The sequence below is a fragment of the Flavobacteriales bacterium genome (assembly GCA_016124845.1).
In the GTDB taxonomy this organism is placed as follows: domain Bacteria; phylum Bacteroidota; class Bacteroidia; order UBA10329; family UBA10329; genus UBA10329.
In genome coordinates this window covers 26,605-42,246 of sequence record WGMW01000043.1, presented here as the reverse complement: position 1 = coordinate 42,246, position 15,642 = coordinate 26,605, and the positions used below count along the sequence as shown (strand labels likewise).

The following is a 15,642-nucleotide window of genomic DNA, read 5'->3' as shown; positions in this document are numbered from 1 at the left end:
AGCTTCTCCGAATACTTCTTCTTGCCTTGCATCTACCGAAGGTCGGACCGACCGCGCAAAAAGTCAAGATCATGGAAAACTGAGTTTTCAACAGGTATATTTGGGTTGTGCAACGGGCACACCCGCTAAAATCTAATGCTTAGGACGGTGCGTCAGTTCCATTCTGCGCTGTCCGTGCATGGCGAACCGACCGAAGAGAGCTCACCGACAAAGGAGGTACCGGACAGCAGTTTCTAACGCATTATCTTTAGCGGCAACAGCTGGGCAAAATGAAGGAACAGGGACTGACAAGCGAGGCCGCGGCACAACGGCTTAAGCAACATGGCTATAACGAATTGCCATCTGCAAAGCCCAAAAGCGTTTGGCAGATCGCGTTGGAGGTGATCAAAGAACCCATGTTCATCCTCCTGCTCGGTTGTGGGGCCATCTACCTGCTTCTGGGCGATTTTTCAGAAGGTATCATCCTGCTTTGCTGGGTATTCGTCATCATTTTCATCACCTTCTATCAGCATCGTAAAACAGAGCAATCGTTGGAGGCATTGCGGCAGCTGTCATCGCCAAGGGCCTTGGTAGTACGTGACGGTACCGAAACGCGCATTGCAGGCAGGGAAGTGGTACCCGATGATGTGGTGATACTGCACGAAGGCGACCGTGTTCCTGCCGATGCGGTGGTACTTGAAAGCAATAACCTGACGGTGGATGAGTCGCTGCTGACGGGAGAATCGATTCCCGTGGTGAAATCGGCCACCTCACAGACCACGGATGGCCAGCATGAAGTGTTCAGTGGAACACTGGTGGTGCAGGGAAAAGGATCTGCCAAGGTTCGGTATACGGGCATGGAAACCCAATTCGGCAAAATAGGCAGGTCATTGCAGTCCATAGAGCAGGACAGTACCCGCTTGCAGCGCGAGATGAAGGTGCTTATACGTAATCTGTTCATGTTTGGAGCGGTAATAAGCGTAGGGGTCATAGCCGCGTTCTATTTTACACGTGGCAACATACTGAGCGCCCTGCTCAACGGGCTTGCTGCGGCCATGGCCTTATTGCCCGAGGAGTTTCCAGTAGTGCTTACCATTTTCCTTGCGCTGGGCGCGTGGCGTCTTTCCAAGAACGAGGTTCTTACCCGAAAGCCATCGGCCATCGAAACACTTGGTTCGGCCACTGTCCTGTGCAGCGATAAAACGGGAACCATTACACAGAACCGAATGGCCATTGCGGCATTGTATTGCAATGGCGCTTACCGTGCCAAGGCAGACTGTGGAAATGATTCCGAAAGCGTTCGCGAACTGGTACGGGTACTCCATTATGCTTCCGCTCCCAACTCCATCGACCCGATGGAAAAGGCCATTGCCAATGACTTTGGCAGCAAGGACGGGCCAGAGCCTGCCACCTTCATTAAAGAATACCCGTTAAGCAAAGAACTCTTTGCCATGACGCGGGTATATGCCAATCTTCAGAACAGCACGGCCGAAGCTTACTGTAAAGGCGCTCCAGAGGCCGTGTTTGCCCTCTGCAACCTGCCAGAAGCGGAAAAGGTCCGTTATACCGATGTTGTTCAGCAGATGGCAGAGAGCGGTTATCGGGTTCTGGCCTCCGCAATGGGAGTACATCCCACTATCGATCTTCCTAAAACGCAGAGCGGACTCCAGTTCACATTCATGGGACTGGTGGCGTTTGAGGACCCCATACGCCCAGAAGTTCCTCAGGCCATTGCTCAGTGCAGAGAGGCAGGCATAAAGGTGGTCATGATAACGGGCGACTATCCTGCAACGGCCAACAGCATTGCCAAGCAGATCGGTCTGCAGTATGATGGAAAGGTGCTTACAGGTCCAGAACTGGCCTTATTGAATGAGAATGAACTGAAGGAAAGGGTCAATCACACGCGTGTATTTGCAAGAATAGTTCCTGAGCAGAAACTACAGATAGTCCGAGCCTTGAAGAGCAAGGGAGAGATAGTGGCCATGACAGGGGATGGCGTGAATGATGCGCCTGCACTTAAAGCGGCAGACATCGGTGTGGCCATGGGACTCAAGGGAACGGATGTTGCCCGAGAAGCATCGTCATTGGTATTGCTCGATGACAACTTCGCATCCATCGTTCAGGCCATACGCTCGGGTAGAAGGATCTTTGACAACCTTCAAAAGGCGATGTCATACATTGTGGCGATACACATACCCATCATAGGTCTTGTGCTACTGCCAGCATTTTTTGCTTGGTTGCCTGTTCTGTTAATGCCGCTACACATCGTTTTCATGGAGCTCATCATTGACCCGGTATGTTCCATCGCCTTTGAGTCGGAACAGGAAGAAAAGAGCATTATGAACCGCCCGCCACGTAAACCGGACGAACTTTTCTTCGGTTGGCGTAAAATGGTTTTCAGCATCCTCAAAGGATTCATGCTACTTGGTATGGTGTTGATCGTTTATTTCCTTTCCATAAATGAAGGACATACAGATGGCGAGGTCAGGGTCATTGCATTTTCATCACTGATCATCGGCAATGTCTTCTTGATCTTTACATCGCTGTCTGATACAAGGAGTTTCATCTCCGTGTTCAAGGAAAAGAACATAGCGGTGATCATTATCTCCGTGGTAGCGTTGGCCATGCTACTGCTCACCACCCTTGTCCCTGTATTGCAGCATATTTTCAGTTTCGAGTTTCCAGGGTATGCGCATTTTGCTTCGGCCATCATTGGGGCAATGGTCATGCTTGCCGTGTTGGAGGTTTTTAAGAAGATCGGTCAGCGAATCTCTCTCAGACCACAAGGGTCTACCTGAAGTGTTTGCAGATTTTAGGCTGTGATACGCTCATAACCGTATACCAGCCAACAGGAAACGATACAAATTGGTGCACCGGGCCATAAATAACCCACTATCTTAGCGGAAAAAGCCGCAAAAAATAAATACCAATGAGTGAAACTATTCTGGATGATGATCAATTCGAAGGTTCGTATCAAAGAAGACGCGACCTTTTACCTGTGTGGATCAAGTTTTTTATCTGGGTATTCATGGTTTTTGGGGTTCTTTCACCGTTCGGTCTTATACTTGGGGCAATGGGCACTTCATTCAGCCTCTCCCTCTACGGGATTGAAACCCCGCAGCCCATATCCGTTCTCGGATTTTTATTGACGTCCTTATTTGCGCTTAAGGGTGTGGTGGGCTTTGGCCTCTGGACAGAACGCGATTGGGCGGTGCAATTGGCCATTATTGATGCGGTCATAGGAATTGCCATTTGCGCTGTGGTAACGGTGGTGCTTCCGTTTCTCAATAGTCATGGTTTCGAGTTCAACTTCCGCTTAGAGCTGTTTTTTCTGATTCCCTATTTCTTAAAAATGAAGAAGATACAGAAGGAGTGGAATGAGCGCGTAGATTAGTATGCTCAGTAATCGCTGCTGAATCATTAATAATGGTCAGCCGATTCAAAGCACGCTAAACCTAATGCTTGTGACGGTGCGTCAATCGGTCTCAGTTCAGTTCTGCGCTATCCGTGCATGGCGAACCGACCAACGGGAGCTCACCGACAAAGGAGGTAACGGACGGTAGTTTCTAACGCATTATCTTTAGCGGAAACAGAAGCCAGTTTAATGGGAGATTTCTAATTAACAAATAGTGAAACACATGAAACATCTGGGTCTCATCCTGATCATTTTGGTATTTTGCAGTTGCAAGAAGGAATTTCCTGACATCAGTATTCAATACCCTGATACCGGAAATTACGGCACAAATATTCTCTTTGGGGTAGACACGTTCATTACGACCGATCAGAAGAGTTCTATGACGGCTGTCACACCAGAGGGTGGTTCCGTGAAAATTGAACTGACACTCGTAAGCGGAGACCCATGGTATTGTTCCAAACCGCAGAATTGGGTCATTCCTGACTTTGCCGATAATAAACAGACGTTCAGAAACCTGAACACGGGTATTTCAGACCTCGAATTTTATAATGCCGACACCACAAATATCGATACAATTCTGGTTCAATATTTTGAGAATGGGGATGTTGAAACAAAACGGAAAATATTGGTGATGAAATAGATGCAGCGTCAATGATGCCCGCTTCCCCCGCGCTCGCAGAAGTCTCTATGCAGTGACTTGTTCGGAAATAGATACGGTCAGTTTTCCGCCTTCGGCAGTGAGAACGCCTCGCTACTCGAACAGCCCTACTGTCAACCGTCAACCAATTACAACCCAATGATGCGTCCCACCTTCCAGATGCTCATAAAGTTGTAGCCCCAGCGGTTTTTGCGGCTCTGCTGTTCCTCCCGTTTCCAGAAGTGCAGCGTATGCGGAGCATAGAGGTAACCATAAGGGTAGGAGGTATGGCTGAATCGCTCAGTGTAGAGGTATTCGGGGTTGTACTTGTAGTTGAGTTCCAATTTATGAACCGCGCCCAGCGTGTGTAGTCGCAGGTCTGTGGCCTTCTGCAACCAATCGGCCTTATCGTCCATGCGCTTTTCGCGATGCGCCAGCATGGCATTGATGGTGGCATTGCGGTGCTTGGCGCGCATGGTTGTAACCTGTAGTGCAAGCAGGTAGTCAGAAAGAGGAGAGGGATGGAGCGTGTCCACCATCATGGCCAACTCGCTGTTCAGGTTCTTCGATCTTGCATAGAACTCTCCAAGATCCTTCAATCCAATTTGCCTGATTCTATTTCTTGTTCCCTCATCCGATCTGTTCTGCAACCATTTGAAGGTATAGTCGGGCCGTGGCTCAAACTGCTTACGGAACAACGATAGCTCATCGGTCACCGTTTGCGCACACATGAAACGCAGCAGGTTTCTGTCTCCCAAGTATTCATGCTGCAATGCCAATTGCTCGTTCAGGTTTTCTTTCACTTCATCCGAATAACCCAAGGTAGTGACCCATTCCATCGGCTGGGGAGCATGTTCCTTGCCATCGAAGGTGCTTTTCCAACTCCAACGGGCAATGCTCCAATCAACCGCCCAATAGCCCCATTCCCAACCGCTGCTGAAAGTGAGGTGGTTCGGCACATGCTCCTTTTGGCACAGCAGAATGTCGCTCAGCCGTGCGCTGAGGTAGGGAAGAAGCAGCATCGGCACCGAGTTGTCGTACGTTACCCAATAGGCGCTTTCGGGATAGAACCACACTTCGCGCACCTTGTTCCCGCGCAGCATATCCTTGTAGATGTGGTGGAAGTTCCTGTTCTCATATACAGGCGCCACGCTATCCTCCAAACTGTACATCATTACCGTATGGATGCCTACGCCACGGTACAGGTCGATGCTGTCGTTGGCGCTGAAAACATCGGCCTGTTCGCCTACCATGTTCTCCGCACTTACCACATGCTTGCGCCCCATGATGTTACTGTGGTACGTGTTGCGCGCGGTGGTGATGAGGGTCTTCTTCAACCGTGTTTTCAGTTTGTCCTTACCACCCACAAACTCAGCCGTATTGAACTCCACGTTCAGGAAATCCCATTCGGCATAGTAGAGGTCGGCCAAGCTGCGCTTGAGCTGTTCTTCCTTGCTTCGCCAACTCTTGGGCCAGCCTTTGTACAGTTGGAACGTGCGCTGCTGTATCATGTGCAACGATACATCAATGCCTATCATCAGTCCGCGCTGATGCGAGTAGTCGACCATGCGCTTGGCATGCGGCTGCCATTTGTCCATGTCTACGGTGCGAAGGAGGCACCATTCCCAGTAGTTCTGTCGGTTGCGCACCAGCCAATCGATGTATTCCTTCACATCGGGCCACGCATTGGGAAGGTCGGGGTTGTGCAACTGTTCTGTGAGTTCCAACGGGTGCTGCGTATGCAGATGAAACCCATGTTTCATAAAACGCGCTCTGGAACTGTAGCTCAGTTCCTGTGGCCATTTCACCTCATTGGGTCGGATAGTCTGCTTGGGATGGATAAAATGGAACCCGAGCACTTCATCAAGCAGGCCATAGATACCGAAGGTAAGCCCTTGAACCGATTGGGAGGTCAGTGTGTAGTTGGGATAGCTTCCCGACCATTGATAGTGATGTTCGGGATAATACACGAAGTGAATGCCCGCGAAGGTAACGGTGCGCCCTGCTGGAATGGTGTCGGCATCCTTTATCTGTAACGTGATTGAAATGCCCTGCGCCTGCGTCAGCGAATCAAGGTCTTGCATGGCCGCCTGTAGCATGGGTTCAGGGTGGTCGATAGGTTTGCCATCATCCAGCCATCTTATCTGAGACATGCCAGCAAAAGGAAGTAGAGTAAGTAGAATTATTATTCGTCTCATTTACTGATCTGCTAATCCGTCAATATTTCTCATGCGTGTTTGCTGTTCTCCAGCACCGAATCCAACTTCCATGTAATGGTCTCTTCATGTGGCGATTGCCTTACTGGACAGTCTTTCTTGCTGCAGATGCGGCAGGAAGTGGGAATGCAGGGATCGGCATGAATGAACATCTCCACGCCATACGGATAATTGGTGCGTACCAGTTGCTCAATGGCATCGATCTCTTCATGCGCTTCTTCTACCGTGAGGTAATAGGGTACGGTAACATGGCAATCGATGTGGATGCCTTTTCCGAACTTCTGCGCTCGGAAATTGTGCAGATCGATCCAGTTCTCGGTCCGGTTCGCATCTATTTCGGTTATCAGACTTTCCAAAAGTTCAAAGTCGGCCTCATCCATAATGCCCGCAACGGATTTCCGAATTTCTTTCAATCCCACAATTCCGATGTAGGTTCCGAATCCGATGGCAATGACGCTATCCAACCAAATGAGCTTGGTGAATAGCACAACGGTCAATCCCAGGATAAGACCAAGCGAAGTGTAGCCATCGCTCTTCAGGTGTTTGCCGCTGGCCACCATGGTGGGCGAATGGTTCTTTCTTCCATAAGATTCGGTAAACCATCCAAGCAAATAGTTGATAAGCCCAGCACCTGCTGCCAGATAAATGCCAAGGTTCAATTCCACCACGGTGTGTTCCTGAAAAAGATCGTGGATGGACTTGACAATGATGCTGACACCTGCAAGAAAGATGAGCGTACCTTCGATTCCTGATGAAATGAACTCGATCTTTCCATGACCGTACGGATGGTCCATGTCCTTCGGTTTGGCGGCCAGAATGAGGCTGTAAAGCGCAAAAGACCCCGCCACCACGTTGATGATGCTTTCCAAGGCATCCGACAGAATGGCGTTGGAGCCCGTTACATGGAACGCAAAGAACTTAATGACCAGAATGACCACACCTACCGAGACGGCCAACCATTGAAAACGGATGTATTTTTTATCGTTCATTTCTTGCATCCGAAGGTAAGGTATTGGAGATTTGCCAAAACCATGACCAATGTTAGTTCTGTTGTCTAACTTTTCCGTCAACTTTAAGCCATGAAGAACATTCTTGTACCATTCGATTTCTCGCACCATTCGCGCAATGCATTGGAATACGCGGCCCAGTTGGCGGCCATTGCTGGTTCCAAGCTTTGCATCTTCCATGCATACGATCGCAGCGAAGTATTGGAAGGGGTGAAGGTGGCCACCACGGTATCGGCCATGGAAGACACCAAAAAGAAGTTGGCGAAGCATTACGGGGTTGATGCGAAGAAGATCACGGGCAAAGTGGTGCAGGGTGAATTCATTGAAGAGGTTCTTGGATTCATTGAGGAGAACAAGTTCGATATGATCGCATTGGGTACACGCGGTGCTTCAGGTCTCCGCGAACTTTTGGTTGGAAGCTACACGGTGAATCTGATGAAGGAAGTTCGCAACATTCCCATGCTCATCGTTCCTGAGAAAGCGGACTTTATTCCATTGCGCAACATTCTTCTGTGTTCCGATCTGCATGAGATAGCAGATGATGATGCGCTGGACCTCATAAAGGAGATTGCCATCATGTTCAATGCGGATGTGCGTTTGGCGCATGTGGAAAAGAAAGGAAGCGGAAGCAAACCGACATTTGAAAAGGTGCTTGAACGAAGAAGAGAGATGAATCTTTTTGAACCAGAAGTGGACTGCACGTACAAACGTATCGTTGCCAAAGACATCTTGGAAGGCATCAAGTTTTACATGGACAAGAAATCGGACAATGATATGGTGGCCATGGTCTATCGCGAACATTCGTTCATTGAGACGATCTTCGGCATGAACCACACGCACGAGATGGCATATCACACAACGGTTCCGCTGCTGGTACTTCCAGAAGGCAAAAAGGAGTAGTCTTCCTTTCTATCTTTAAAACTGAAAAATCGTTGGCATCATGCTTGCTAACGCTACATTTGGATCACTAATCAAAAATGGACATGAAAAAAGCAGTTAGTACAATTGGAATATTGATGGTGTTTGCCCTTGTAAGCAATGTGGCTTTGGCGCAGGACAAAAAGGAAAAGGCAAAGCCAACAAAAACCGAAAAAGCGGTGGACAAGGCTGTGGATGAAACTCAGAAAGCGGCCGCAAAGACAGGAGATGCTGTAGAGAAGGCAGCCAAAAAAGTGGAGAAGGAGACAGTTAAAGCTGCAAAAGTGGTGAAAGAAGAGGCCGTTAATGCTGCCGACAAGGTTGAGAAGGCTTTCGAGTCTGACGAGAAGAAGCAAAAGCCTCAGCGCAAAACTTCGGATATCGACTGATATCCTTCCGTTTCAATAATTTAGTTGACGTTGGTTGTTGCTCAGTAGATGCTCTGCTGAGCAGCGGCAACGCGCTCATCCTCAATATACTGGTCGTATTCCATCAGTTTGTCGATGAAGCCGTTAGGTCCGATCTCGATGATGCGGTTGGCCACGGTCTGCACAAACTGGTGGTCGTGTGAGGTGAAGAGCACCGTTCCATCATAATCCTTCAAACCGTTGTTGAATGCTTGGATGGATTCAAGGTCCAAGTGGTTGGTCGGTTCGTCTATGATGAGCAGATTGGCCTCGTTCAGCATCATTCTACTGAGCATGCATCGCACTTTCTCGCCACCGCTCAGCACGCTTGCCGATTTGAAAACCTCTTCGCCAGAGAAGAGCATCTTTCCGAGGAAGCCGCGGATGTAGATCTCGCTCTTGTCCTCAGAATACTCGCGAAGCCAATCGATCAGATTTTCCTTGGTATTGAAGAAATGTCCGTTCTCCGTGGGCAGATAGGCCGAAGTGATGGTCTGTCCGTAGCTGAAATGGCCTGAATCCGCTTCCTCCAACCCGTTCAGAATCTGGAAAAGGGTAGTAGTGGCCAATCCACTCTTGCTGAGGAAGGCGATCTTATCCCCACGGTTCACTTCAAACGTCAGGTTACTGAAAAGTGGCTCTCCGTTCAAAGATTTGGTCAGATGCTGTACGCTCAGCACCTGGTTTCCTGCATCGCGTGCTTGCTTGAAAATGATGGCAGGGTATCTACGGGATGAAGCTTGGATCTCATCAATATTGATCTTATCCAACAGCTTTCTTCGGCTAGTAGCCTGCTTGCTCTTGCTGGCGTTGGCGCTGAACCGGGCAATGAACTCCTGCAATTCCTTCTTCTTGTCCTCAGCCTTCTTATTGGCTGCCTGTTTCTGGCGTAGCGCCAATTGGCTCGATTCGTACCAGAATGAGTAGTTGCCCGTGTAGATCTTGATCTTCCCGAAATCGATGTCGGCCACGTGCGTACAGACGGTATCCAAGAAGTGACGGTCGTGCGAGACAACGATGACCGTGTTCTCAAAATCCAATAGGAAGTTCTCCAACCATTGAACCGTTTTCAGGTCGAGGTCGTTGGTAGGCTCATCCAGAATCAGGATGTCGGGGTTTCCGAAAAGTGCCTGCGCCAAAAGGATGCGCACCTTCAACGCTCCCGGCATGTCCTTCATCAACTTGTAGTGATCGGCCTCGTCAATACCCAGTCCGCTCAGAAGGGAAGCGGCATCAGCTTCGGCATTCCAACCATTCATCTCGGCAAACTGCTCTTCCAATTCAGATGCTTTAATGCCGTCTGCCTCCGAGAAATCAGGTTTAGCATAGATCTCATTTCGCGCCTGAATGTTCTTCCAAAGCTCGGTGTGACCCATCATCACGGTATCGAGCACCGAAATATCGTTGAATGCGCTGTGGTCCTGCTTCAGCACCGCCATTCTTTTTCCGGGTTCCATGTGTACTGAACCCGAATTCGGACTGATCTCGCCAGAAAGTATCTTCAAAAAAGTGGATTTTCCGGCACCGTTGGCACCGATCACACCATAGCAGTTGCCATGTGTGAACTTGATATTGACGTCATCAAATAGGACGCGCTTGCCATATTGAAGAGAAACATTTACCGTAGAGATCATCAGCTTTGATTTGGGCGCGCGAAAATAGCCAATACTCCATCAGCTGGGCAATGAATGAACGGTAATCTCCTATTCGATCTTTAGAAAGTCGACTTATTGAAACGGTATTCAACTTTTTGAAACCGAACATTTCATGGGAGAACGTGTTACTCGTGTTCAGATGAACAGATGCGAGCGACAAGCTTTTCACCTTCTGTGATGACCGAATCAAACAGTTCAGCCGACTGACCCTTATCTGCCCTTCAGCGAATTGAACAGCTTGAAGAGCAAATTGCATCGCAGCAGCAAATGCTGGAGAGTACTACAAAGTATCTGTTGCAAACGCAGGAAGAGGTCCGCGAAAAATCAAAGTTATTGGAGGCCCGCAACAAGGAAATGTTCGACAGCATCTCCTACGCACGATTTGTTCAGGATGGGCTCATTGAGCATGAGGATTATTTGAAAGATGTTTTTGCGGATTCTTTTATCTGGCTGAACCAAGTGGAAGCGATCGGTGGCGATCTTCCATACGTTCGGAAGGTAGGTGATGAAGTCGTTATCGCGGCCATAGACTGCACAGGTCATGGCGTTGCAGGGGCTATGCTTACTGCCATGGTTCATTCTCTGCTCAATGATCTTGTTTCAAGTCAATTAGATAATCCTTCAGGTATCCTTGAAGGACTCAATCGCTACTTCATTGAGACGTTCGACCAAGAAGGTCGCCATGTTTTCGGATTCGATATCGGATTGGTTGTTTACAACACGGCAACAAAGACATTACGATATGTGGGAGCCGGTAGGCCAATGCTTTTTGTCAGAGACGGTGAAGTAGAACGTATCTCTAAAGCTGGTCTTGGAATTGGTGTTTCGGCCATCTCCGAATTTGATGAGTACGTTATCCAAGTTCTGAAAGGAGATCAGTTCTACCTGTTCTCAGACGGAATAAGTGATCAGCTTGGAGATGCCATTCCCAAGAAGTACTCGGAGAAAAGATTAAGGGAACTGCTATTGGATGTTCGCTTTTTGAGAATGAATAAGCAAAAAGAGGTCGTCAGAGACTTTTTATACGCCTGGCAAGGAGATCAACCTCAGACAGATGATCAGTTATTAATTGGATTTAAACCCTTCTAACATGTATAAGTTGATATATGAAACGCTGGAGCTGCAACTACAGGAGTATGCGGAAACCCCGTCTCTCAAGCTCCTCTACGATAAAAAAAGCAAGACAGGTCTTGTGGAGGCGATCGCACCTTACATACCAATGGATGAGTTCATGAGTGGTTTCAACAAGGCCACGGAAATGATAAAAGATGAAGGGTTGAAAAATCTGATATTCGACAAAAGAGCATTGCGCGCATTCCATCAACCTTCCATGGAATGGTATTTCGTGCAATGGAAACCAAAGGTGAGAGACCTCGGTCTGAAAAATCATTTCAAGATCTTGCCAGAGGAAGATTGGTTTCGCAGTTGTGTAGAAGCAGGCAAGAATGAGATCCGTCAGCGTTATCCTGAAAATCTCCTCAGTGGAATCACAATTACTTACACGGAAACCGTTGCTGAAGCGTTTGATAAGATAACCAACGCGAACAGGGCTGTTGTCTGATCCGAGGGCTTGTTTTGTGCCGCCTAATTCGTGAACTTGGCAGGAATGAAAGGCCGTGGCGCAGGATACAATCCCAAGAACCGTTTCTTCAAAGAGGAAGTGGAGTGGGATGATGGTTTTGAGCCTGGAACAGAGGAAAAGGTCAGGACCAAGTTCATCGACATCTTTCCAAAGACGATCGTCAATAAGGTTCCGAGCCCCGATGTTCCAAGCGATTTCTCGGTGAATCCATACCAGGGATGCGAACACGGCTGTTCGTATTGCTATGCTCGTCCCACACACGAATATTGGGGTTATGGTTCAGGGTTGGAATTCGAATCGGTGATCCTTGTGAAGAAAAATGCACCGCAGTTGCTTCGCGAAGCATTCAATAAGAAGGGTTGGAAAGGAGCTTCGTTGATGGTTTCTGGAAACACCGATTGCTACCAACCGGCCGAGCGGAAGTTTGAGATAACGCGCCAAATGTTGGAGGTCTGTTCAGAATACAACAATCCTGTTGGCATCATTACCAAGAACAATCTTGTGCTGCGTGATATTGACATTATTGCGCCCATGGCGGAGAAGAATTTGGCCATGGTCAACATCTCGTTGAATACGCTCAACGAGGATTTCAGAAGGAAATTGGAACCGAGAACCGCTTCGGTAGAAGGACGATTGCGCGCCATCGAGGAACTCAGTAAAGCAGGCATTCCGGTAAATGTGTTGATGGCACCGCTCATTCCGGGAATAAACGGACATGAAGTTTTTGCCCTGATGGAGGAAGTGGCCAAACGCGGGGCGGTCTCTGCCGGTTACATCATTCTACGGTTGAATGGCTCGTTGAAGGAGATGTTCGCCAAGTGGCTGGAAGAACATTATCCCGATAGGAAAGAGAAAGTGCTTAATCAGGTTTCAGATTCCCATGGCGGCAAGGTCAATGACTCACGGTTCGGTACACGGATGAGAGGCGAAGGGAAGTTGGTGGAGCAGATCAATCAGAGCTATCATCTTGGTAAACGTAAACTGTTCAAAAACAAGGATGTAATACATCTTACCTCAAGTTTATTTGAGCGTCCGTCTGCACAGACAAGGTTGTTCTGATCAGCTGCCGACATTTTTGCAATTAAGATTGTTCTAACTTTCGGGTGATATTTCAATAACGTTGCGATTCTCATTCATCATTCTCATTCAATTCATTCCGGTTTGGGTCATTGCTCAATGCAATGGCCATCCCGAACTATGCGGCAAACGTTATGATCAGGTTGCTTACCTCACCACGCATAACTCTTTCAATGCAGGCGATGATGGCTTCAATCTGCCCAATCAGACACATGGGGTTGCACAGCAGCTGAACGATGGCGTTCGGGCATTGATGCTGGATGTTTACGATGAAGGCGGTGTAGCCACGGAATACCACGGGTTTTCTTTTCTGGGAACAGAACCGCTGGCCACCAGCCTCACAGAGATAAAGGATTTTCTGGACGCTAATCCGAATGAGATCGTCACCATCTTGTTCGAGACCTACATCACTTCGGATCTGATGGACACGGTGATCACGCAAGTTGGCCTGAAACCGATGCTGTATGTACAGTCATTGGGTGAGCCGTGGCCTACGTTGCAGGAAATGATCGATTCAGGTAAGCGATTGGTGATCTTTTCGGATCACAACAATGGTCAGCCAGGTCAGGATTGGTATCTCTACATGTGGGATTTTGCCGTGGAGACCAACTTTGCCAATAATGCACTGAGCGACTTCAGTTGTGATTTCAATCGCGGAGACTCTATCAACGACCTGTTCATTCTGAATCATTTTGCAACTGACCCTACGTTGGGAACAGGAAGAGCAGACCTGGCTGCACAGGCCAATGAGTTCAACTACTTCTACCCACGTGCATTGCAATGCTGGAACGAGACGGGTAAGTTCTCGAATTTCCCTACGGTCGATTTCTACGAACTCGGAAACACGTTGGAGGTGGTTGATTCGCTGAATGGCGTAACGTCATCGGTCGGTATTTCTGAGAGATCGGACCCTACCGAATTTTCGCTGTTCCCAAACCCGACCAATGGACTGCTAACGTTAAATGGCCCACGGTCCTTCCGTGGCACGGTGACGGTCTACACCTCTCTCGGGCAAGCCGTACTTCGTCAAAGTTTTCAAAATTCTAAACAGACCATTGACATCACAGGGTTTGAAAGTGGTGTATATCATGTCACTTTGGTTTCTGACCAAGACATACAGACCTTCCGAGTTGTTAAACGCTAAGGTCTCAGGCCTTTAAAGGCTGTACTCGTCATTCACGGTGGTCGACTTGTAGTACTGAATTAGCACGAAGTTCATGATAAGCCCTGAACTCAAACCCTCAAACAGGATCGCCACGGACGCCAAAGACGGTGTCAAGGATTCCTTGACCATAACTGGCGCATGCGCTTTTATCGTTACCAGCAGGTGCGGGTCGAAGATGCTGAGGTAGATGAAAAGGAATGCCGAAAAAAGCACTACGCTGATCACCGTGATCATCATTCCCAGCCCGAAACCGCTCAGAAATGGAATCTTTCCATTCTCATGCTGATACTTCCTGTAGCCGATAGTGATGCCCATCAAAAGGATAACGAAGTTGAAATAACGGAACTCTGGAACCTGAACCAGACCCAACAGTTTCATCAGTAGAAAGTATCCAATGAATCCGAAAAGGGTGTAAAAACCGATTCTAATGCCCATTTTGCTGATATTGCTGCCATGTGTTTGCATGATGGTGTGTTTTGATTCTCCAAAAAAGGCCGAAAGAACCATACCAAACAGGTTGCTTTCAATAAGGAATTTCGAATGACGGCCTATTTGAGAACGATTCTGCCACAATGATGTTCCCGTCTGAGATCTGACCAAAGGCCCATTATTTTCAAATGTGAAATGGATACACAAAATGTGGAGATCATTCACACCCGCAGGAGGAGAAAATGGCGGCCATTTACGGGTCGGTTTACACGAATCATTACTTTGCCAGCATGAAGTTTGGAAAAGTAGAAGACCCGAGTATCGTTGACTTTACGATGCCTGAAGATCATCCAGACACCAAAAGAGTGCTGGCAAATGGAAAGGGCAGTCCGAAAGTGTTTGTCGGCTGTGCCAAGTGGAACAAAACCGATCTGAAGAATTTCTATCCGCGCGGAACCAAAGATGAACTCACGTACTATTCATCGCAATTCAATTGCATTGAGTTGAATGCCACGTTCTACCGTATTTTCCCGAAGGCGCAGTTTGAAAAGTGGCGTGAGAAAACGCCAGCCAATTTCAGGTTCTTCCCAAAGGTTGTTCAGAATATCAGCCATTGGGGCCGATTGAAAGACGTGGAAAGGGTAGTGGAGGAGGTGGTTTTCGCCTTTGGCGGATTGGAAGAGAAGTTCGGGCGTGCGTTCCTTCAGCTCAAAGAGGATTTCACGCCAAAGGATTTTGACCGTGTGGTGAAGTTTCTGGATTATTGGCCGAAGTCGGTTCCGTTGGCCATGGAATTCCGCCATCCCGATTGGTATGGCGATCCGAAAGTGGCCGAAGAACTGTATCAACTGCTGGAAACGAACAGCATCTCTAATGTGATCACAGACACAGCTGGAAGACGCGATCTGGTTCACATGCGGCTCACCACGCCCAGTTGTTTTGTGCGCTACACAGGTGCCAATCATCCTTCCGATTATACACGTTTGGACGATTGGATCAATCGATTGGCCACTTGGAAAGAACAGGGAATTGAAGAGATCGACTTCTTCATCCACCAGAATGTGGAGTTGGAATCTCCATTGCTGGCATCATATTTTGTGCAGAAACTAAACGCTACTTTAGGAACGGATTTGCACGTACCACAAACGCTTTAAG

14 protein-coding genes are annotated in these 15,642 nt (G+C 48.2%); 10 read left to right on the top strand and 4 right to left on the bottom strand.

Annotated features, from left to right (window positions below; translation table 11 throughout):
* Window positions 1-269 precede the first annotated feature (269 nt).
* From GC178_15505 to GC178_15495, 3 genes are all read left to right on the top strand, one after another.
* Entirely contained in the window at window positions 270-2,777 is a 2,508-nt protein-coding gene (locus GC178_15505) for an HAD-IC family P-type ATPase (GenBank protein ID MBI1288973.1), read from the top strand.
* A 131-nt stretch (window positions 2,778-2,908) separates the two neighbouring features.
* The gene (locus tag GC178_15500) at window positions 2,909-3,373 is read left to right on the top strand and encodes a hypothetical protein (GenBank protein MBI1288972.1); all 465 of its coding nucleotides are present in this window, start codon (window positions 2,909-2,911) and stop codon (window positions 3,371-3,373) included.
* 244 nt (window positions 3,374-3,617) lie between these two features.
* Entirely contained in the window at window positions 3,618-4,034 is a 417-nt protein-coding gene (locus GC178_15495) for a hypothetical protein (protein MBI1288971.1), read from the top strand.
* Between the two features lie 146 nt (window positions 4,035-4,180).
* Here the strand turns inward: GC178_15495 and GC178_15490 are convergent, their stop codons facing one another.
* Window positions 4,181-6,229 (bottom strand): hypothetical protein, encoded by a 2,049-nt coding sequence (locus GC178_15490; protein ID MBI1288970.1) that lies wholly within the window; start codon window positions 6,227-6,229, stop codon window positions 4,181-4,183.
* Window positions 6,230-6,258: 29 nt separating this feature from the next.
* Window positions 6,259-7,236, bottom strand: coding sequence for a cation diffusion facilitator family transporter (locus GC178_15485; GenBank protein ID MBI1288969.1), 978 nt, complete (start codon window positions 7,234-7,236; stop codon window positions 6,259-6,261).
* Window positions 7,237-7,326: 90 nt separating this feature from the next.
* Here GC178_15485 and GC178_15480 point away from each other — a divergent pair, with 90 nt between their 5' ends.
* Complete coding sequence (locus GC178_15480) at window positions 7,327-8,154, top strand: hypothetical protein (protein MBI1288968.1); 828 nt, start codon at window positions 7,327-7,329, stop codon at window positions 8,152-8,154.
* Between the two features lie 83 nt (window positions 8,155-8,237).
* Entirely contained in the window at window positions 8,238-8,561 is a 324-nt protein-coding gene (locus GC178_15475) for a hypothetical protein (GenBank protein MBI1288967.1), read from the top strand.
* 41 nt (window positions 8,562-8,602) lie between these two features.
* On the opposite strand, the gene GC178_15470 is transcribed toward GC178_15475, so the two are convergent.
* Window positions 8,603-10,213, bottom strand: a complete 1,611-nt coding sequence (locus tag GC178_15470) for an ATP-binding cassette domain-containing protein (protein ID MBI1288966.1) — start codon at window positions 10,211-10,213, stop codon at window positions 8,603-8,605.
* A 288-nt stretch (window positions 10,214-10,501) separates the two neighbouring features.
* Here GC178_15470 and GC178_15465 point away from each other — a divergent pair, with 288 nt between their 5' ends.
* The 4 genes from GC178_15465 (at window position 10,502) to GC178_15450 (ending at window position 14,037) form a co-directional block, all read left to right on the top strand.
* Window positions 10,502-11,323 carry a SpoIIE family protein phosphatase gene (locus GC178_15465; protein ID MBI1288965.1) on the top strand — a complete coding sequence of 274 codons (822 nt, stop codon included), beginning with the start codon at window positions 10,502-10,504 and terminating at the stop codon, window positions 11,321-11,323.
* A gap of 1 nt (window position 11,324) precedes the next feature.
* A complete protein-coding gene (locus GC178_15460) occupies window positions 11,325-11,795 on the top strand; it encodes a hypothetical protein (protein MBI1288964.1) in 471 nt (156 codons plus the stop codon).
* A 45-nt stretch (window positions 11,796-11,840) separates the two neighbouring features.
* The gene (locus tag GC178_15455; GenBank protein MBI1288963.1) at window positions 11,841-12,875 is read left to right on the top strand and encodes a PA0069 family radical SAM protein; all 1,035 of its coding nucleotides are present in this window, start codon (window positions 11,841-11,843) and stop codon (window positions 12,873-12,875) included.
* Between the two features lie 61 nt (window positions 12,876-12,936).
* Entirely contained in the window at window positions 12,937-14,037 is a 1,101-nt protein-coding gene (locus tag GC178_15450) for a T9SS type A sorting domain-containing protein (GenBank protein ID MBI1288962.1), read from the top strand.
* A gap of 12 nt (window positions 14,038-14,049) precedes the next feature.
* Here the strand turns inward: GC178_15450 and GC178_15445 are convergent, their stop codons facing one another.
* Entirely contained in the window at window positions 14,050-14,565 is a 516-nt protein-coding gene (locus GC178_15445) for a DUF4199 family protein (GenBank protein MBI1288961.1), read from the bottom strand.
* A 212-nt stretch (window positions 14,566-14,777) separates the two neighbouring features.
* Between GC178_15445 and GC178_15440 the strand changes: the two genes are divergently transcribed.
* Window positions 14,778-15,641, top strand: a complete 864-nt coding sequence (locus tag GC178_15440; protein ID MBI1288960.1) for a DUF72 domain-containing protein — start codon at window positions 14,778-14,780, stop codon at window positions 15,639-15,641.
* Window position 15,642: the final 1 nt, after the last annotated feature.

What these genes read in the sequence shown, in the direction of transcription:
- GC178_15505 (MBI1288973.1), top strand. Translation starts at nt 270, where the DNA reads ATGAAGGAACAGGGACTGACAAGCGAGGCCGCGGCACAACGGCTTAAG.
- GC178_15500 (MBI1288972.1), top strand. Translation starts at nt 2,909, where the DNA reads ATGAGTGAAACTATTCTGGATGATGATCAATTCGAAGGTTCGTATCAA.
- GC178_15495 (MBI1288971.1), top strand. Translation starts at nt 3,618, where the DNA reads ATGAAACATCTGGGTCTCATCCTGATCATTTTGGTATTTTGCAGTTGC.
- GC178_15490 (MBI1288970.1), bottom strand. Translation starts at nt 6,229, where the DNA reads ATGAGACGAATAATAATTCTACTTACTCTACTTCCTTTTGCTGGCATG.
- GC178_15485 (MBI1288969.1), bottom strand. Translation starts at nt 7,236, where the DNA reads ATGAACGATAAAAAATACATCCGTTTTCAATGGTTGGCCGTCTCGGTA.
- GC178_15480 (MBI1288968.1), top strand. Translation starts at nt 7,327, where the DNA reads ATGAAGAACATTCTTGTACCATTCGATTTCTCGCACCATTCGCGCAAT.
- GC178_15475 (MBI1288967.1), top strand. Translation starts at nt 8,238, where the DNA reads ATGAAAAAAGCAGTTAGTACAATTGGAATATTGATGGTGTTTGCCCTT.
- GC178_15470 (MBI1288966.1), bottom strand. Translation starts at nt 10,213, where the DNA reads ATGATCTCTACGGTAAATGTTTCTCTTCAATATGGCAAGCGCGTCCTA.
- GC178_15465 (MBI1288965.1), top strand. Translation starts at nt 10,502, where the DNA reads ATGCTGGAGAGTACTACAAAGTATCTGTTGCAAACGCAGGAAGAGGTC.
- GC178_15460 (MBI1288964.1), top strand. Translation starts at nt 11,325, where the DNA reads ATGTATAAGTTGATATATGAAACGCTGGAGCTGCAACTACAGGAGTAT.
- GC178_15455 (MBI1288963.1), top strand. Translation starts at nt 11,841, where the DNA reads ATGAAAGGCCGTGGCGCAGGATACAATCCCAAGAACCGTTTCTTCAAA.
- GC178_15445 (MBI1288961.1), bottom strand. Translation starts at nt 14,565, where the DNA reads ATGGTTCTTTCGGCCTTTTTTGGAGAATCAAAACACACCATCATGCAA.
- GC178_15440 (MBI1288960.1), top strand. Translation starts at nt 14,778, where the DNA reads ATGAAGTTTGGAAAAGTAGAAGACCCGAGTATCGTTGACTTTACGATG.